The following is a 19,338-nucleotide window of genomic DNA, read 5'->3' on the forward strand; positions in this document are numbered from 1 at the left end:
GCAATCCATCTATTGTCGGGATAGACGAACGTCTGCGTTGACTCAGGGTAGCTTAACCGCCCGCACGTCAACCCCAGGCAGGGCAAAGGCCTCTTGCGCGGCGATGAGTTGCAGCTCGTAAGCCTGCTGGCGCCAGGTCTCTTGCAGCACGGCGTCCACCGCCGCATTGGTACGCTCAAAGGCGCTCACCGCATCGTGACCGGTCAGCAGGTTGGCCAGCATCAGGGCGCTGATAAGATCGCCAACCCCGACCGGCTGGCGGGCAAAGTCGTAGAGCGGGCGGGCAATCAGATAATCCCCATCCGGGGTGGCCAGCAGCATCTCGAAGCGGCTCGGGTCTTGCGCCGCGCGCCCCAGATGCTTGACCAGTACCAGCTTGACGCCACGGGCCAGCAGCTGATGAGCGGCGGCGCGGGTCTGCGCCAGATCCGCCAGATGGGTATCGCAGAGGGTCTCCAGCTCCAGCAGGTTGGGTGCCATCATGTCGGCCACCGGCAGCGCCTGCTCGGTCAGAAAACGGGTGACGCCGGGGGCGACGATGCACCCCTTCTCGGGATGCCCCATCACCGGATCGCAGAAGTAGATGGCATCGGGATTGGCCGCCTTGACGGCGTTGACCACCTTGAGGATCTCGTCCCCCTGCTCGGCCGAACCGAGGTAGCCGCTCAGTACCGCATCGCACTGGCCCAGCACCCCGATATTGCCCAGCCCTTCAGCCAGCGCGCTGATGTGTCCCGCCGGCATCGCCATCCCCTGCCAGCCCTGTGCGTACTGGGTATGGTTGGAAAACTGCACCGTATTGACAGGCCACACGTCGACACCCAGACGGCGCATGGGGAAGACGGCGGCGCTGTTGCCGGCACAGCCGAACACCACGTGGGACTGAATAGAGATAACGGATTTCATCGGGATCACCACAACAAAGGATCAGCAAAGGGGGCAATATATCGGATGAAGATATTGGATTGCCACCCTGTCACGGCACGAACCGGCATTTTCCTGATTAAACGCAGGCTTTTGGCCTGAAGCCATGCCATTCGGCACTGCTTTGCGTTCGTTTTTTCTGCTCGCTATGGACGAGCGAAGTGGTAGACCCACCCCTCATCCAGCGCCATCCCGGCTGGCGGAGTCAACAGGACGGGCAGTTGGGCGACCCGACCGCCAGCGGCATATTGCAGCGCCATCAGGGCACACAGCGCCGCATCGTAGCGATCCGTATCCGGCACCACATCGGCAGGCAGCAGCGCCGCCAGCTCGGGTCTGGCAGGGGATGCCTTGCCCGCAACCTTGGCCAGCGCCGGATAGACCTCCAGCACGGCGCGACTGGCCTGCGGGGCGACGGTCGGCACCAGTTGCAGATCAGGCAGATTGGGCAGCATGGAGAGCGCCAGAGTGGCGTTGTTGCCGAGCCGGTCGAAGGTGGCCGACAGCGGCTTCTTGCCATATTGCTGATACAACCAGCGCTCGCAGTCGCGATAGGCGTAGGGGTTGTCGATCTCCCGCTCGGGCACGGCGCAGGAGAGCGGCCGGCCGTTAAGCAGGTCGCGCAAGGCGCGGGGAAAGGCGAGCGGCGCATCGATACCGAGCGCCAGTTGCGGGCAGGCCGCGACCTGCGCAAGCAAGGCTTCGTCCTGCAGGGCCGGATGCAGCAAGGCAGCCAGATCCGGCGCGACCCGTGAGCTCAGGCGAAACAGCGGCGAGACCCCGAGCCAGTGCAGGCGGTTGGAGTCGGCCTGCCAACCCACCACGGCCACCGCCTGGGCGCTGCCCTGCCAGCCCCGCACATCCCAGCCAATTCCGATTGCACTCATCTGCCCTGCCGTCATCTGTTACCTCTGTGTCACGGATAGAAGGGGCACAGGGTAATCAGCCAAGGCGCTTAACGCAAAGCGAACAACCTACTCAGAACGATTTCTGGAAGTTCACCAGCGGCAAAATGGGGAAAACACCGTTGGCGGCATAGTTGGCCAACCCGATCTGCAAGCCGTCGAGGTGTTTGGTGGCATTGATAAAACCGATCTGGAAGGTGGTGCGCTCGGCATAGTTGACCAGCCCGACGTTGGCCAGCGCATTGCCTTTGGCGATATTGACCGCCCCCCAATTGATCCCCTGTACGTTGTTGGTCAGGTTGACCAGCCCGAGATTGACGCCGGTATCCTGCCCCTCATGCCAGTTGACGGCATTGATGGCCACCCCGCCAAACTGGTGGCGCACCCGGCCGGCACCGAGAAAGATCCCGAGCTGCAGGCCACTGAACCGATCCACATCGGAGAGGGCAAACACCGGCAGATCGATCCCCTTCACCTGACCGGTACGACCGTACAGCAGCGAGGCGCGCGCCCCTTCCACCTGATGGGAGGCAGGCAGATTGACCCCGGGCAGGGAAAACTGTACCGGCGTACTGGCTTGCGCTACGTCGCACAGCGTGAGGGCGCTGCAGGCCAGCAGCAGTCGGGAGAGTGTCATGGGATGATCCTTGCAGTTGCATCAGCAGGAAAAGGAGCATGCTAACAGTCGGGGAGTACCGAGGGGACAGCGCCAGGGACGCGCTGCGTCATCAGGCGTCCCAGCCAGCAGCCAAATGCGGGGTGGCACGCAAAAAGGCCGCCTGTGTCCGGCCATTTTTCACGGCCATCAGCCCCCTTCCCTTTCCTTGCCGGGGTGAACTGCCTAAAATAGCCGCCCTGCCACGTCCGGCATTCATCCAGTTAGAGGATTTTCCATGGAGACGTTTCTGCTCGAAGGTCACCCCTTCGTTGCCTTGTGTGACCTTATCAAGCATCAGGGTTGGGCCGATTGTGGCGGCGCGGCCAAGGCGCTCGTCGCCGAAGGGCTGGTCGAAGTGGACGGTCAGGTAGAGACCCGCAAGCGCTGCAAGATCGTGGCCGAGCAGGTAGTCAACTTCAACGGCATGAAGGTTGTGGTCAAAGAGGGAATGAGCCCGGAGATCGAGTGATCGGCCACGGCTGATTACCACCGCTCCGCCAGATCTGCTGGCGGAGCGTTTGAGCAGCCCGCACGGGCGTATCTCTTGAGCGCGTCAGCTGGCCTTGATCGAGAGGGTCAATACGAAGCGCGCCATCGCCTCATCTCCGTTCAGAGAGGGACAGGTTGCCACCACCTGGATGGGGCGGTTGATGCGCTGGCCAGTGGCGAGCGATTCATCGATCATGGCGTCGATCTCCTCCCCCGCTGCGCAGTCAAACTGTACATCCCCCTCGGGCCGCTTCAAAAACTCCCCCTGTACATCCTTGAAGGCGAAATGCACCTTCTTGCGTCGCTGTCGTCCCTTCTCCATCACCAGCAACCCGCCCACCAGATCGGCGCCGGTGGCCAGCGCGCCAAAATACATGCTGCCCAGATGGTTGCGGGTACGCCAGCCAAGGGGAATGCGAATGCGCAGCGCCTTGGCGTTCATCTCTTCGATGATCGGGGCACAAAAACCGATGACGGGAATGTAGCGCCAGGCAAAGAGCCGCAGCGCCAGGTTGGCCTTCAAACGTTGCAAATCCATATGCGAACTGATCCGATGAGTTGATGTAAACAACATGTTGCCAGCATGCCCATCATTGGACAAGGACGCGGATCACGCTTGCCGCTATTTCATTGCCCAAAAAAAGAGGGAACCGCAACGGTTCCCTCTTTGTGCATTTGCCGGTCGATCAGGCCCGCTTCTCTTCGAGCCAGGCCCCCTGACTCTGCATCTCGAACAACTGGGCATAGTGACCGCCGAGGGCCATCAACTCGCCATGGCTGCCCCGCTCGTTCACCTGCCCGCGAGAGAGCAGCAGGATCTCGTCCGCATCGACGATGGTCGAGAGGCGGTGGGCGATGGCGATGGTGGTGCGACCGCGGCGCGCCGCCGCCAGTGCCGAAGAGAGGGCCAACTCGGTCTGGGAGTCCACGCTGGCAGTCGCCTCGTCCAGAATGAGGATGCGCGGATCGCCCACCAGCGCGCGGGCAAAGGAGAGCAGCTGGCGCTGCCCGGCGGAGAGATTCTTGCCCCCCTCCTCCATCAGGGTGTTCAACCCCTCCGGCAGGCTGCGCACAAACTCGGTCAGTTGTACCTCGGTCAGCGCCTGCCACAGCCGTGCCTCGTCGATGCCGGCCCGACCGAGGCGCAGGTTCTCGGCCAGGGTACCGACGAAGATAAAGGGATCTTGCTGCACCAGCCCGATGCTGCGGCGCACCGCCGAGAGCGACAGGCTCGCCATCGGGTGATCATCGAAGCGGATGGTGCCCTGATCCAGCGGGTAGAAGCCCATCAGCAGGCTGATGATGGTGGACTTGCCGCTGCCGGTGTGGCCCACCAGCGCCAGCATCTGGCCCGGTTTGGCAGTGAAGCTTATGTCGCGCAGCACCTGCTGCTCGCCATCGTAGGAGAATCCCACCCGCTCGAAACTGACCCGCCCTTCCAGCGGGAGCTGCTCGCCATCGGTGCTCTCGCGGGTTTCATCGAGCAGGGCAAAGACCCGCTCCCCCGCCACCATCGCCTGCTGCAGCTGGTTGAGCTGGTTGGTCATCTCGATAAGCGGCTCAATCATCCGCCCCAGATAGCTGATAAAGGCGTAGAGCACCCCCACCTGAATGGCACCCGCGCTACTCAGCCCCTCGCGGGCAAACAGTGCCAACAGACCGATCAGCACCATCATGTAGAAGAGATCGATTAGCGGGCGCAGCAGGATGCCGTTGATCTTGAGGCTCTTGAGGCGCGCCGCCCAGTGCTGCTGGTTCACCTCGGCAAAGGCGTTGGCAAAATGGCGCTCCTGCACCATGGCCTGAATGACCGGCATCCCCTGCAGCGACTCGTTGAGACGGCTGTTGATGTCGGAGAGCAGGCTGCGGGTCGCCCGCACTACAGGCACGCTCAGTTTCTGGTAAAGCCACATCACTCCGCCCACCGCTGGCAACAGGCAGGCACACACCAGCATCAGCCGCAGATCCAGCAGCGCCATGGAGATGAGAATGCCGCACAAGAGCACCACCTTCTGCACCAGCAGCCCAATCACCTGCACGTAGAGGTTCATGATCGCCTCGGTGTCGTTGGTGATGCGGGAAATCAGCGAGCCGGAGCGATGCTGGTCAAAGTAGCGGGCCGGCAACCGGATCGCGGTGGCAAATACCTGCTCGCGCAAGGTTTGCACCACCGCCTGAGCGATGCGGTTAAAGCGCAGGGATTGCAGGTAGAAACCCGCGGCAGAGAGCACCTGCAAACCGAGATAGCCGGCAGCAATGGCCGCAATGACGGGCCACACCAGCTGGCGTGGTGTCAGATAGTCATCGATGAACAGTTTGATGAGCAGGGGGCCCGCCACTTCGGCACCGGTGGCCAACAGCAAGCAGAGCCCGGCCTGGATCAGCCAGCGTGGATAACGGGCACAGTAGGCGAGCAGCCGTTTGATGGTCGGGTTCACAGGCTCTCCTCCACTGCTTCTTCGAGACGCTGGTAACGCACCATATCTGCATACCAGCCGTTGTGAGCCATCAGGGCGCCGTGTCGGCCACGCTCACTGACTGCCCCCTGCTCCAGTACCAGAATTTCATCGGCCTGCTCCACCGCCGTCATCCGGTGGCTGACCAGAATAAGGGTGCGCTTGTGCGCCTTGAGAGCGTGCAGGATCTGCTGCTCGGTGTGGGCATCCACCGCCGAGAGCGCATCATCGAGCACCAGAATAGGCGCCTCCAGCAGCAGAGCACGGGCGATGGCGAGCCGCTGCTTCTGGCCGCCGGAGAGGGTCACCCCCTTCTCCCCCACTTCGGTCTCGTAGCCTTTGGGGAAACGGCTGATGTCGTCATGGACACAGGCGATCCGCGCCACCCGCTCAACCTCCTCGCGGCTGGCATCAGGCCGACCAAGGGCGATGTTGGCAGCGATGGTGGTGGAAAACAGGAATGGCTCCTGCGGCACATAGGCAAACTGGCTGCGCAGCTCACCCAGCGCAAGTTGCGAGATGGGAATATCCCCCATGCGGATCTCTCCCGCAGTGGGATTGGCCAGCCGCATCAGCAGTTTGAGCAGAGAACTTTTACCAGCACCGGTACGCCCGACAATCCCCAGCATACCGCCAGCTTGCAGGGTGAAATCCACACTCTGCAACAGGGTTCGCTGCTCAAGCTGGTACCCCACATCGCGGGCTTGCAACGGGAAGGGCGAGACCAACGCAAGCGGGTGAGCCGGCTCTTCGATATCGCTGCGCTCGCCGAGCAGACTTTCAATCCGCGAATAGGCGGCACTGCCGCGCTCTATGATGTTGAACAGCCAGGCGATGGCGAACATGGGCCAGATCAGCTGGCCGAGGTACATGGTGAAACTGGTGAGCTCCCCCAGGGTCAGCTCGTCACGGAGTACCAGCGCGCTGCCACCCGCCACCGCCAGAAAATAGGAGCAACCGATGCAGAGATAGATGACGGGATCGAACTTGGCATCGATGCGGGCCACCGCCATGTTGCGTTCCCCGGCCTGCCGGGTCAGTTCGGCAAAACCTTGATCTTCTAGGGATTCAACGGCGTAGGACTTGAGCACTCGCACACCGGAGAGCGCCTCCTGGGTTTTGTTGTTGAGTTTGGAAAAGGCCCCCTGCGCTGATTTGAACTGCTTGTAGATCTGCTTGCCAAAGCGGTTCATGAAAAAAGCCATCACCGGCAGTGGCAACAGGGAGAGCAGAGTCAGTTGCCAGGAGTACTGGCTGCACATGATGGAGAGCACCAGCACCCCGACCATGATGGAGTCCACCAGGGTCAAGACCCCTTCCCCGGCAGTCATCTCCACCGCCTGGATATCGTTGGTGGCGTGGGCCATCAGATCGCCGGTACGGTGGCGCTGGTAGAAATCGGGGCTCATCCTGGTGAAATGGCTGAACAGACGGTTGCGCAGCACAAAGGCTAGCCGGTACGAGGCGCCAAACAGCATGACTCGCCAGGCATAACGCAGCATGTAGATGAGTAAACCGAGGCCAAACAGTCCGGCCAGATAGCCCGTCAGCGTTGCGCTATCGAGGGATCCCCTGGTAATGCCGTCCACCACCCAGCCGACCACTTTGGGAGGAATGACGGTCAACAAGGCCACCACCATCAGCAGAGATATGGCAATAAGATACCGCCGCCACTGCTCCCTGAAAAACCAGCTCAATCGTATAAATACGCTCACACCACCAACCTTTGCCCTTTTAACTGCCATAACGCACAGATGCAGACAGCATTCTCACGGGTCGACATCAGAAATGAAAACAATCGCCTCCGGCTGGAGGCGATTTGAATCGAAGGGTCATCATATCCCGAACCAGGGGGTATGAGAATAATTACTATTTAATTCACTGAGAGGGGCGATCATCACCTGTTGCATAGGGATTATACGTATTTTCATGCTGCTCACCGGTCAGAAGAAAGTGGGATACCTCCTCTCTGGTCTGGCTGAATACCTGTTGCAGTTGCTCAAGATCTGCTTCGCTCAGCACCTCGTTTTGCCGCAGCCTCCACTCCAGCTCGCCAGCAACTACCTGCAGACGGGCTGCGGAGATATTGGCCGACACCCCCTTGAGGGTGTGCAGCAGTTTGCACGCGACATCCGGCTGCTGACGGCGCAAGGCCGAGCGGATCTCCCATAGATCATCCTTGTGCTCCGACATGAAGAGCTTGAAGAGGATCTGCAGTGCCTCCTTGTCCTGCTCCAGCCGCTTGAGCGCATCCTGCAGGTCTAGCACCCCCATCATGTCGGGCGGTTTTACCTCCAGCATACCGCTCTGCTCCAGCTCTTGTGGTTTTACCCACTGCAGCAGGTTGTTGTAAAGATCGAGCTTGCTGACCGGTTTGGTGACATAACCATTCATCCCGACCCCCAGACAACGCTCCTTGTCCCCCGGCATGGCACTGGCGGTCAGCGCTATGATGGGCACATCGTGCTTGTCGACCATCTTGCGGATCTGGCGGGTAGCATCGAGGCCATCGAGCACCGGCATCTGCAGATCCATCAGGATGACATCAAACGGCTGCTCGGCAACGCGCTCTACAGCTTCGCGGCCATTGTTGACCACGGTCACGACAGCATCCACCCGGCGCAGGTATTCGATAATGAGTTGCTGGTTAACCCGGTTGTCTTCGGCAAGCAACACCCGGGTTCCCTGCAGCAGAGATTTGAAATGCTGCTGATCGCCTTGCGCTTCCGCTTGCCGCAAGTGGTGTTCATAAGAGCTGCCGTTGAGCAGCTCATCGACCTTGGCCAGCAGGGAGTTTTCAGTCATCGGCTTGGGCAGGAAATGGGTCAGCCCGATGCTTTCCATCTTGCCGTGCAGACCATCTCTGGACCAGGCACTGATCATCAGAATAGGAATACGGCGCCACTGGCTGTGCTGATACATCTCGAGGGCCAGATCCAGCCCATCCTCCTGCCCCATCCGCCAGTCGAGAATAGCCAGCTTCAGGCTCTGCCCCTCTTCCCGCAACACCTGACGAGCACGGGAAAGCGAATTGACTGCAAGCACTCTGACTCCGGCGCGGGTCAGGATATCTTTGGCCAGATCCAGCACCAGCTCGTTGTCATCCATCACCAGCACCAGCGGTTGATGTTCGAAGAAAACTTTACGACCGGCCACGCCATAAACAGCCTGAGTCATGGGAATATCAAACTGGAACAGCGAACCGACCCCGGGTTTACTCTGCACCGAGATCCGCCCGCCCATCAGTTCCACCAGGCGCTGGGAGATGTTAAGGCCAAGGCCGGAACCGCCATATTTTCTGGTATTACTGGCATCAATCTGGGTAAACGCCTGAAACAAATGAGCCTGCTTATCCTCCGCAATCCCGATACCGGTATCACGGATACTGAAGCGGATCCGCATGGGATGCGCGCTGGCCAAACTAATCGACACTTCCACCTCACCACGCTCGGTAAACTTGATAGCGTTATTGACCAAGTTGACCAGCACCTGCCCCAGACGCAGGGGATCACCACGCAGGAAAACCGGCACATCGGAAGATTTGCAGATGATCACCTCGACATGTTTGCGTTCAGCCAGATCGGCAAACATGCCCGCCAGCGAATCCAGCTGCTCGCTGAGATCGAAATCAATCTCTTCCAGCGTCAGCTTGCCTGATTCCACCTTGGTCAAATCGAGGATATCGTTGATCAGCAGCAGCAAGGTATCGGAAGAGGATTTGATCTTGCCAAGGTAGTCCCTTTGCTGTTGATCCAGCTCGGTTTGCAGGGCCAGCGAACTGAAACCGATGATGGCATTCATGGGCGTGCGGATCTCGTGGCTCATGTTGGCCAGAAAATCGCTTTTGGCCTGCGCCAGCAGACCGGTCTGGTGAGAGAGCTCACTCAGCTTCTGATTTCTCCGCCACAGCGTATAGGCCACCAGACCAAAGCAAATCAAAGCCCCCCCGAGCACCATCAGATAGAAGCGGTTCATCAGTTTGGCGGCACACTCAAGCCGATCGAGTTTCCAGCGCACCAGAGTATCAACCACATGCATGTCGATCAGCCTGTTACGCAATGTGTGATACGCAACCACCTGGCGACTCAGATCTGCACTCAACTGAACCAAAGCAATAATGTCTGGCTGATCGCGATAGCGGGTTGTCAATTGTTGCTGCAGCAGGGTCAGCTGCTCCTGCTCCTCTTTACTCCAGCTTTTTTGCAGGAATGACCCCAACTGTGCCAGCTCCTTGAGATTGCTCTGCAAGGTGTCGTCTGCCTGTGGCAGTGCCAGTACCTTGTGCAGTTGCAGCTGGAATGGCTGCTGAATGTACTCTATCGCCATCTCCATGGCATGGAGCTGGGCCAGCTCCATCAGATAGGAGTCCATATCCTGCAACAGAGTCTGGGAAAGGGGAAAAGAGATGAGCAGTGGATCACTGCGAACCATACGCACAAAGCTATCCAGATTTGCAGATAACTGGCTGAGGCGCTGCTGGACGTTGGTGTCATTGGCCTGCTCCCGTCCAAGCAAATAGACGGTGTCCGAATTAATCCGGTTCAGCACAACCTCTGCTGCGGTACTCATATCCTCAGCTTGCTGCTGCTGACTGAGCAACTGCCAGCAGTATCCCGAAAACGCGAGCAGCAAGGCCACAACCAGCCCAAGCAGCACACGGTTTTTCCGTGATCCTTTGTTCATCCCGTCTCGACTCTCAACTGTGGTCGCTGAATTATCCTGCAGGGTAATGAACCCCGGGAGCATGATCCACTCCTGCCGGCCATTGTGTTACCGTGGCGCGGCGCTGATTGGGCAGTAAATCTCCCCATCAGAATACATCTACAGGAGCCAATTATGTCATTTGTCACTACTTATTGTAGCCACTGCTTTACCAGAAACCGCCTGCCTGAGGACCATATCGACCATTCAGCCAAGTGTGGCCACTGCAAAGCCGCGCTTTTTGGCCAGACCCCGACTCTCGGTCGTGACAACCAGTTCGATACTCTCATCAGCTCCGACATTCCGGTTGTCGTCGATTTCTGGGCCAGCTGGTGCGGCCCTTGCCAACAATTTGCCCCCGTGTTTCACGAAGTGGCTCACGAAATGGAACCACAAATGCGCTTTGTCAAAGTGGATACCGAGCAGCAAACCAGCATCGCGGCACGCTACGCCATTCGTAGTATCCCCACGCTGATGGTCTTCAAACAGGGCAAGATGGTGGCGCAAGTCAACGGTTCACTGCCCAAGAGCATGTTCAAACAGTGGCTGGAGCAATTCGTCAACGTTTGATGGATGTTGCGCACATGTTTAATTTCGCGCCGATTAATCAATCACTCTGTGAGTAGTGACTGATTTTCGGCACACAGGCCTGTTTCACCCAGGTGAAGAGATGTAGTCTCGGCAACACAAAAACAACCATAAATTAACCGAGAGAACATTATGCACACATCTGCTGTACCCTCAGCCTCATCTCGCTGGCTGGATGTCAAATCAGGGATAGTTATCCTGGATGTCCTGCTGCTCTGCGCCATGCTCGCCTGGCTACCGTTTGACCCCATGGTCAACAAGGGGTTGGGTATTCTGGTCTTCATCGCCATCCTCTGGCTGACTGAAGCCCTCCATGTCACCATCACCGCACTGCTGGTACCTCTGCTCGCGACCGTGCTCGGGGTCTTTGACATGAGCAAGTCACTCACCGACTTCGCCAACCCGATCCTTTTCCTCTTTTTCGGTGGCTTCGCACTGGCTGCCGCCCTCTCCAAACAGGGACTGGACACCCTGATGGCTGGCAAGGTGATGCATCTGGCCAACGGGCACCTTGGCTGGGGCGTCATTTTGCTCTTCACCATTACCGCCGCCATGTCCATGTGGATCAGCAACACCGCCACCACCGCCATGATGCTGCCACTGGCGATCGGCATGCTGACCCGCCTTGATAGCAAAAAGAATCGTGCCACCTTCGTGTTCGTGCTGCTTGGTATCGCCTACAGCGCCAGCATCGGCGGTATCGGCACCCTGGTGGGCAGCCCGCCCAACGCGATTGCTGCCGCCCAGATGGGGATCGGCTTCACCGACTGGATGAAGTTCGGGATCCCGGTCGTCCTTATCCTGATGCCTTGCGGCATTGCCCTGCTCTATCTGGTCACTCGCCCGCAGCTCAACCACAAGGTTGAACTGCAGGATGTCACCATCAACTGGACCCGCGAGCGCAAAGTTACCCTGGCTATCTTCCTGACCACTGTGGTGCTGTGGATCGGTTCGCAACCTATCTCCAACGCCTTTGGCGGGATACCTCAACTCGATACCCTGATCGCCATGGGGGCCATCGTTGCCATCGTAGTCAGCCGCGTCGCCAGTTGGGATGACGTGAACAAGAACACCGACTGGGGCGTGTTGATGCTGTTTGGCGGCGGCCTGACCCTGAGCGCCATCCTCAAGGCCACCGGCACCAGCGCCTTTCTGGCGGAACATCTGTCGGCCGTCCTCTCTCATGCCAACATTTTCGTGATCCTGCTGCTGCTCGCCGCTTTCGTGGTCTTTCTGACCGAGCTGGTCTCCAATACCGCGACCGCAGCGCTGCTGATCCCGCTCTTTGCCGGTGTGGCTGAAGCACTGGGCGTCTCTCCCGTCGTCATGGCGGTTCTCATCGCTATCGGTGCCTCTTGCGCCTTTATGCTGCCAGTCGCAACGCCGCCCAATGCCATCGTCTTTGCCAGCGGCCATATCCGCCAGCAAGAGATGATGAAAGCCGGTATGTCATTGAATCTGGTCTTCACTGTGCTGCTGGCTATGCTGGCTTTCTTTGTCGGCGATATCCTCTGATATCCACTAACCCCCGGATAAACAAAACCCCCGCATTGCGGGGGTTTTTTATTGCCGTGAACCGTTAGTTGACGGAGCAGCGTTTCAGGTTCCAGATCCGCTCTACATAGTCCTGAATGGAGCGGTCCGAGTTGAACTTGCCCATGGTAGCCGAGTTGATGATGGCCTTCTTAGCCCACAACGCCGGATCGCGATACCAGGTATCGATCAGCTTGTGCGCATCGGAGTAGGACTGGAAGTCTGCCAGTGTCAGGTAAGGGTCACCCCCTTCCAGCAAGGAGCGCTTGATGGAAGCCAGCTCACCCGGACGACCCGGAGTGAAGTAGTCGGTGTCAAACCAGTCCAACACAGCTTTCAGCTCTGAGTTCGCATAGTAGAAGTCATACGGGTTGTAACCGCGGCCTTTCAGGGCCTTCACCTCATCCACGTTCAGACCGAAGATGGCGCAGTTTTCAGCACCCGCCTCTTCCGCGATCTCGATGTTGGCGCCGTCCAGCGTACCGATGGTGATGGCACCGTTGAGGGCCATCTTCATGTTGCCGGTACCGGACGCTTCATAGCCAGCAGTAGAGATCTGCTCGGAGACATCAGCAGCCGGGATCAGCTTCTCGGCCAGGCTCACGCGGTAGTTCGGCATGAACACCACTTTCAACTTGCCCTGAATACGGGTGTCATTGTTGACCCGATCCGCCAACTTGTTGATGGCATAGATGATGTCTTTGGCCAGCTTGTAACCGGGCGCCGCTTTGGAGCCAAAGATGAACACGCGCGGATGCATGTCATAGTCCGGGTTGGCCAGCAAACGACGGTAGAGCGCCATGATGTGGATAAGGTTCAGCTGCTGACGCTTGTACTCGTGCAGACGCTTGATCTGGACATCGAAGATCGCCTCGGCGCTGACATCAATGCCGGTTTCCGCCTTGATGACCTTGACCAGCTTCTCTTTGTTGTGCCGCTTGATGGTCATGAACTGCTTCTGGAACGCTTTGTCGTCGGCAAACTTCACGACACCACGCAGCTTGTCCAGCTGCAGCGGCCACTCCTTGCCCACCACCTCGTTATAGAGTGCAGCCAGTTCCGGGTTGCAGGCCAGCAGCCAGCGACGCGGCGTCACGCCGTTGGTCACGTTGCACATTTTCTCCGGCCACAGCTCGGCATACTCGGGGAAGAGATCTTCCTTGACCAGCTTGGAGTGGATCTCCGCAACGCCGTTCACTTTGGAAGAGCCGATGACGCAGAGGTTGCCCATGCGCACCTTGCGTACACTCCCCTCTTCGATGATGGAGAGTTTGGCTTTAATGGCATCGTTACCGGGCCACTTGGGTTCGACCAGCTCGTTCAGGAAACGGGCGTTGATCTCATAAATGATCTCGAGATGGCGTGGCAATACCTTCTCGAACAGGCTGACAGACCACTTCTCCAGCGCTTCCGGCAGCAGGGTGTGGTTGGTGTAGGAGAAGACCTGATAGCTGATCTCCCAGGCGGCCGCCCAGTCCAGCCCCTCTTCATCCACCAGCACTCGCATCAGTTCGGGAATGGCGATAGTGGGGTGAGTATCGTTGAGCTGGATAGCGATTTGGGCCGCGAAATTGCTGAAGTCGCTCTCATGCACCCGCTTGTAGCGGCGCATGATGTCCTTGATGGAGCAGGCGCAGAAAAAGTACTGCTGGATCAGACGCAGCTCTTTACCGGCATCGGTCTCATCGTTCGGATAGAGCACCTTGGAGATGGTTTCGGCCTGTGCTTTCTCTGCCTGGGAGTCAATGTAACCACCGGCGTTGAACACGTCCCAGTCAAAAAACTCGGAGGCTCGGGATTCCCACAGACGCAGGATGTTGACGGTACTGCCGCCAAAACCGACGACCGGGATATCCCAAGGCACCCCTTTGATCTTGCGACCCGCGTGCCACACCTTCTTCAAACCGCCGTTATCACCGAAGACGGTCTCGACATAGCCATAGAGGGGGACTTCTTGTACCGACTCCGGACGGCAGATCTCCCAAGGGTTGCCGTATTCACGCCAGGAGTCTGGACGCTCAATCTGGCGGCCATCCTGGATCTCCTGACGGAACAGACCGTGTTCGTAGTGGATACCGTAGCCCACAGCCGGGTAGTTCAGGGTTGCCAGCGAGTCGATGAAGCAGGCTGCCAGACGACCCAGGCCACCATTGCCGAGCGCCATATCGGGCTCTTGTTCACACAGGTCGGTCAGATCCAGACCGAGTTCGCTCAGCGCCTCTTCACAAATCTTGTAAAGAGAGAGGTTGTGCAGGTTGTTGGAGGTCAGACGCCCCATCAGGAATTCAGCAGAGAGATAGTGAATAGCACGAGTATCTTTCTTGAAGTGAGTCTGCTGAGTGCGGGTCAGGCGCTCGTAAACCTGTTCGTTGACCGCCGCTGCGGTGGCTTTCCACCATGCATCGTGAGAGGCTTTCTGTTCGCTTGTTCCCAAGGTAGAACGCAGGTGACGCACGATACTCGCCTTGAGCTGATCTTTATCCAGTTGGAGATCCTGGTCTGTCTTCTTCTTGGTAGCCATAAACCATATTCCTTCGTTACAAATAAAATTGTTATCCCGAGGATCGGGACCGGCGCTGTTGTTATCTCAAAATATGTACCGGCGTGAGAATACTAACGAAAGCCGCACAATTAAAAGTTAACGCAAGTCACACTTTAACCGATGAAAACCGCCCCGAAAGCGTGAAAACCCTTTCCTTTTACTCGTTGCCATTCATAAAAAATAACCACCTTTATCAATAGGTTATGTTTAAAGTTAAAATAAAATAACGTGAATAGGTTTTCAACGATTGCCAGGCTTTGAAAATCCTTGAAAATAGACACTGAAACGGCGCATTGAAAGCGATTTCAATGCGCCGATATATGCTACAAGGCAAATATGAAACCTGCATTGCACCATCAGGTGTGTGCCTTGAACTGATTGCTCAAAGGATCATAGTGATATCCAATCTGGCCCAACCGCACCGCCAGCTGCTCCTCACTCATGTCGTAATAGGCCAGCAACTCCTCCAATCCATCACATTCAAGCCGCAATTTCTCATTGATGATGCCCAGCAAAATGTTGGCATCCAGACGCTGCAACGTGCTGATATCCATCTCGGCTCCTCCTCTTGACGACCTGTATAACCATGGGTGGTACACCAGCGTTTGTCCATAGAACAAAAAAACACCACCATTCAATAGAATATGTACCTATTTAAAATCAATCGCTTAAAGGATATTTGCATCGTAGCGATCACATATTTCTTTAAAAACAACTTGTCAGGTACCCAGAACAGAACTACTGTATGCGCATACAGCTTGTATTTTCATACAGGATAAAGAATATGAACCAGACTCTGCACTCTCCCTCTGTCGTAATGAGCAGCACCATCAGCCGTCCATGGCCAACAAGGATCCTCTGCAAAGCGGGATCGGCCACAGCCAACGTGCGTATTCACTCTGACGAACAGTTTCTGGATGAATTGACCCGCATCGGTAACAACCATACCGGATGGATCCTGTTGATCGCCCCACCCGGCCGTCCTGCGGCCAACCGCTTGCAAGAGCGTGGTATAGACCCGAAACGGGTGCTGATCGTACACAGCCCGAAAATCAAGAACTGGCAACAGACACTGGAGCGTAGCCTTTGTCAGGGGCATTGTGCAGCGGTCTTTACCTGGCTGCCCGAACAGATCGAGCTGGATCACGCAAAATTACAGCGTCTTGGCCAGCAGTCAGGCATATTGGCCTGCTTCTTTGGCGCCAAACGTATTGCTGTGAACGGTAAACGGATGAGTTATGGCGAGCAGGATATCTATCTCAATCACTGAGCCAGGGTCGAGCTCCTCTTGATAGCACCTTCTTCACCCCCACTCGAGTGAAGTTGATAGGCACTCAAAGAGTCTGGAAAGAGATGGTTAAAACAGACGGTACAATGAACATGACGCCAACTCAGGCACCTTATGGCTCCAGGCAATATATCGAGTTCACTCATATTTTCTCGCCATTGGTACGCTCATCTTGAAATGCCGGGGGACAAGGGGTATAACCACGCGTTTTATCAGGTGTATTAAGTGAGCGGTATGATGCAAGCCCCCTTTTGGCAGACCAAGAGTCTGCAGCAGATGACTGAATCCGAATGGGAATCCCTCTGCGATGGTTGCGGCAAATGCTGCCTCAACAAGCTGATCGATGAAGATACCGAAGAGCTGGTGTTCACCAACGTAGCCTGCAACCTGCTCAACACCAAAACCTGCCAGTGCTCCGACTATATGAACCGCTTCAAGAAAGAACCGGATTGCCTGCAGATCACCCACGACAAGATTGCCGAGTATGACTGGCTCCCCTCCACTTGCGCTTACCGCCTGCTTGCCGAAGGGCACCCCTTGCCAGAGTGGCATCCCCTGCTGACAGGTAGCCGTTCAGCCATGCATCAAGCGGGACAATCCGTACGTGGCAAGGTGATCCACGAAGATGAGGCGGGTGAATGGATTGACCACATCATCACCTGGGCCAGCTAACGCGCTCAATCTGCAATATCTGAAACAACAAGGGCTGCACATGGTGCGGCCCTTGTTGTTTCTGCCAGACATGCTGCCCATCCGGGTAGAGTATTCACGTTGATTTGACGGGCATGATGCACATGCCCGCCCCTCACAATCAGACTCATGCCAAGCAGAGGCAGAGGCAGAGGCAGAGGCAGAGGCAGAGGCAGACTAACAAAACCCTCCAATCCGGCAAGATGGAGACATAAAAAAACCGGCGCCTTGGCGCCGGTTTTTGCTCACTGCGACTCTATTACAGAGCGGCGGTGAAGGTACGGGTGATGACGTCTTGCTGTTGCTCTTTGGTCAAAGAGTTGAAGCGAACGGCATAACCGGATACGCGGATGGTCAACTGCGGATATTTCTCCGGGTTTTCCATGGCGTCCAGCAGCATTTCACGGTTCATCACGTTAACGTTCAGGTGCTGACCACCCTCTACGTTGGATTCGTGGTGGAAGTAACCGTCCATCAGGCCAGCCAGGTTGGCTTTCTGGGCTTCCATATCTTTACCCAGTGCGTTCGGCACGATGGAGAAGGTATAGGAGATACCATCTTTAGCGTAAGCGAACGGCAGCTTGGCAACGGAAGTCAGGGATGCAACAGCACCTTTCTGGTCACGACCGTGCATCGGGTTGGCACCCGGGCCGAACGGAGCACCGGCACGACGGCCATCCGGGGTGTTACCGGTCTTCTTGCCATATACCACGTTGGAGGTGATGGTCAGAACAGACTGGGTAGCAACAGCACCACGGTAGGTGTTCAGCTTCTGAATCTTCTTCATGAAGCGCTCAACCAGGTCACAGGCGATGTCATCGACGCGAGCGTCATTGTTACCGAACTGCGGGTATTCGCCGTCGATTTCGAAGTCGATGGCAACGCCATCTTCGTCACGAACCGGCTTGACCTTGGCGTACTTGATAGCAGACAGGGAGTCAGCTGCTACGGACAGACCCGCGATACCACACGCCATGGTGCGATATACGTCACGGTCGTGCAGCGCCATCAGAGAGGCTTCGTAGCTGTACTTGTCGTGCATGTAGTGGATGATGTTCAGCGCAGCAACGTATTGCTTGGCCAGCCAATCCATGAAGTGATCCAGACGATCCATCACGTCGTTGTAGTCGAGGTACTCGGACTTGACCATCTCGGTTTTCGGACCGACCTGGATCTTGAGCTTCTCGTCCATACCACCGTTGATTGCATACAGCATGGTCTTGGCCAGGTTGGCACGAGCACCAAAGAACTGCATCTGCTTACCAACGATCATCGGGGATACACAGCAAGCGATGGCGTAGTCATCGTTGTTGAAATCCGGACGCATCAGATCGTCGTTCTCGTACTGAACGGAAGAGGTCTCGATGGATACCTTAGCACAGTACTTCTTGAAACCGACCGGCAGCTTCTCGGACCACAGGATGGTCAGGTTCGGCTCAGGGGACGGGCCCATGGTGTACAGGGTGTTCAGCATACGGAAGCTGTTCTTGGTGACCAGGGTACGGCCATCAACGCCCATACCAGCCAGGGTCTCGGTAGCCCACATCGGGTCGCCGGAGAACAGTGAATCGTATTCCGGGGTACGCAGGAAGCGAACCATACGCAGCTTCATGACCATGTGGTCCATCAGCTCCTGGGCTTCTTGCTCGGTGATCAGGCCTTTCTGCAGGTCACGCTCGATGTAGATGTCCAGGAAGCTGGAGGTACGACCGAAGGACATGGCTGCACCGTTCTGGGACTTGACTGCCGCCAGGTAGGCGAAGTAGGTCCACTGTACGGCTTCTTTGGCGTTCTTGGCCGGTACGGAGATATCGCAACCGTACTTGGCAGCCATCACCTTCATCTGTGCCAGGGCACGGTGCTGCTCGGAGATCTCTTCGCGCAGACGGATGGTAGCTTCCAAGTTGACGCCGTTTTCCAAGTCAGCTTGCAGGGACTTGAACTGGGCCAGTTTGTCGGCCATCAGGAAGTCGATACCGTACAGAGCGACGCGACGGTAGTCACCGATGATACGGCCACGGCCGTAGGCATCCGGCAGACCGGTGATAACACCAGACTTACGGCAGTTCAGGATGTCTTTGGTGTAAACGTCAAACACGCCCTGGTTGTGAGTCTTGCGGTACTCGGTGAAGATCTTCTCGACCATCGGGTCCAGTTGACGACCGTACACTTCGCAAGAAGTTTTAACCATCTTGATACCGCCGTTGGCGATGATGGCGCGCTTCAGCGGCTTGTCAGTCTGCAGACCAACGATCTGCTCCAGGCTCTGATCGATATAACCGGCATCGTGTGCGGTAATGGTGGAGGGCAGGTCAGTATCAAAATCGACCGGCGCGTGAGTGCGGTTCTCGATTTTGATCCCTTCCATGACCTTGTCCCACAGCTTGGTGGTCGCTTCGGTCGCGCCAGCCAGGAAGGACTCGTCACCTTCATACGGGGTGTAGTTCTTCTGGATGAAGTCACGGGTGTTGACAGAGGTCTGCCATTCACCGGCCGCGAAGCCTTCCCATGCTTTTTGGAACTGTTCGTTAAGTTCTGCCATTTTTCATTACCTCACACGGTAT

15 protein-coding genes are annotated in these 19,338 nt (G+C 57.1%); 5 read left to right on the top strand and 10 right to left on the bottom strand.

Translation table 11 applies throughout. The features are described 5' to 3' along the window. Positions 1–42 precede the first annotated feature (42 nt). The 3 genes from pdxY to BS300_RS17405 all read right to left on the bottom strand — a co-directional run bounded on the left by pdxY (position 43) and on the right by BS300_RS17405 (position 2,466). The gene (pdxY, locus tag BS300_RS17395) at positions 43–906 is read right to left on the bottom strand and encodes a pyridoxal kinase PdxY (RefSeq protein WP_071914276.1); all 864 of its coding nucleotides are present in this window, start codon (positions 904–906) and stop codon (positions 43–45) included. A gap of 164 nt (positions 907–1,070) precedes the next feature. After that, on the bottom strand, positions 1,071–1,826 hold the full coding sequence (locus BS300_RS17400) for a DUF429 domain-containing protein (protein ID WP_071914278.1): 756 nt from the start codon (positions 1,824–1,826) through the stop codon (positions 1,071–1,073). Positions 1,827–1,902: 76 nt separating this feature from the next. Beyond that, a complete protein-coding gene (locus BS300_RS17405) occupies positions 1,903–2,466 on the bottom strand; it encodes a phaC PHA synthase (RefSeq protein WP_071914280.1) in 564 nt (187 codons plus the stop codon). 256 nt (positions 2,467–2,722) lie between these two features. Between BS300_RS17405 and ybcJ the strand changes: the two genes are divergently transcribed. Beyond that, positions 2,723–2,956 (top strand): ribosome-associated protein YbcJ, encoded by a 234-nt coding sequence (ybcJ, locus tag BS300_RS17410; RefSeq protein ID WP_033116144.1) that lies wholly within the window; start codon positions 2,723–2,725, stop codon positions 2,954–2,956. Positions 2,957–3,040: 84 nt separating this feature from the next. On the opposite strand, the gene BS300_RS17415 is transcribed toward ybcJ, so the two are convergent. The 4 genes from BS300_RS17415 to BS300_RS17430 form a co-directional block, all read right to left on the bottom strand. Beyond that, positions 3,041–3,514 (bottom strand): DUF4442 domain-containing protein, encoded by a 474-nt coding sequence (locus BS300_RS17415; protein ID WP_041210317.1) that lies wholly within the window; start codon positions 3,512–3,514, stop codon positions 3,041–3,043. A gap of 148 nt (positions 3,515–3,662) precedes the next feature. Then, positions 3,663–5,414, bottom strand: a complete 1,752-nt coding sequence (locus BS300_RS17420; protein ID WP_071914282.1) for an ABC transporter transmembrane domain-containing protein — start codon at positions 5,412–5,414, stop codon at positions 3,663–3,665. Further along, positions 5,411–7,147, bottom strand: coding sequence for an ABC transporter transmembrane domain-containing protein (locus tag BS300_RS17425; RefSeq protein WP_042032062.1), 1,737 nt, complete (start codon positions 7,145–7,147; stop codon positions 5,411–5,413). Before BS300_RS17425 ends, BS300_RS17420 begins: the two co-directional genes overlap by 4 nt. Before the next feature lie 163 nt (positions 7,148–7,310). After that, entirely contained in the window at positions 7,311–10,115 is a 2,805-nt protein-coding gene (locus BS300_RS17430; protein WP_071914285.1) for a response regulator, read from the bottom strand. 153 nt (positions 10,116–10,268) lie between these two features. Between BS300_RS17430 and trxC the strand changes: the two genes are divergently transcribed. Together trxC and BS300_RS17440 are read left to right on the top strand one after the other, a co-directional pair. Next, a complete protein-coding gene (gene trxC / locus BS300_RS17435) occupies positions 10,269–10,703 on the top strand; it encodes a thioredoxin TrxC (protein ID WP_071914287.1) in 435 nt (144 codons plus the stop codon). 150 nt (positions 10,704–10,853) lie between these two features. Continuing rightward, positions 10,854–12,236, top strand: a complete 1,383-nt coding sequence (locus tag BS300_RS17440; protein ID WP_071914289.1) for a DASS family sodium-coupled anion symporter — start codon at positions 10,854–10,856, stop codon at positions 12,234–12,236. A gap of 64 nt (positions 12,237–12,300) precedes the next feature. Here BS300_RS17440 and BS300_RS17445 read toward each other — a convergent pair whose 3' ends face one another. Together BS300_RS17445 and BS300_RS17450 are read right to left on the bottom strand one after the other, a co-directional pair. Beyond that, positions 12,301–14,775, bottom strand: coding sequence for a glycogen/starch/alpha-glucan phosphorylase (locus BS300_RS17445; RefSeq protein ID WP_071914291.1), 2,475 nt, complete (start codon positions 14,773–14,775; stop codon positions 12,301–12,303). Positions 14,776–15,152: 377 nt separating this feature from the next. Beyond that, complete coding sequence (locus tag BS300_RS17450; RefSeq protein ID WP_043852128.1) at positions 15,153–15,350, bottom strand: DUF4250 domain-containing protein; 198 nt, start codon at positions 15,348–15,350, stop codon at positions 15,153–15,155. A gap of 230 nt (positions 15,351–15,580) precedes the next feature. On the opposite strand from BS300_RS17450, the gene BS300_RS17455 reads away from it, so the two are divergent. Further along, entirely contained in the window at positions 15,581–16,066 is a 486-nt protein-coding gene (locus BS300_RS17455; protein ID WP_071914293.1) for a cell division inhibitor, read from the top strand. A gap of 255 nt (positions 16,067–16,321) precedes the next feature. Further along, positions 16,322–16,756: a YcgN family cysteine cluster protein gene (locus BS300_RS17460; RefSeq protein ID WP_042032055.1), complete on the top strand. Its 435-nt coding sequence runs from the start codon at positions 16,322–16,324 to the stop codon at positions 16,754–16,756. Between the two features lie 277 nt (positions 16,757–17,033). On the opposite strand, the gene pflB is transcribed toward BS300_RS17460, so the two are convergent. Further along, complete coding sequence (pflB, locus tag BS300_RS17465) at positions 17,034–19,316, bottom strand: formate C-acetyltransferase (protein ID WP_033114694.1); 2,283 nt, start codon at positions 19,314–19,316, stop codon at positions 17,034–17,036. Positions 19,317–19,338: the final 22 nt, after the last annotated feature.

The sequence above is a fragment of the Aeromonas sp. SCS5 genome (assembly GCF_001887375.1).
GTDB classification, from domain to species: Bacteria; Pseudomonadota; Gammaproteobacteria; order Enterobacterales; family Aeromonadaceae; genus Aeromonas; species Aeromonas jandaei.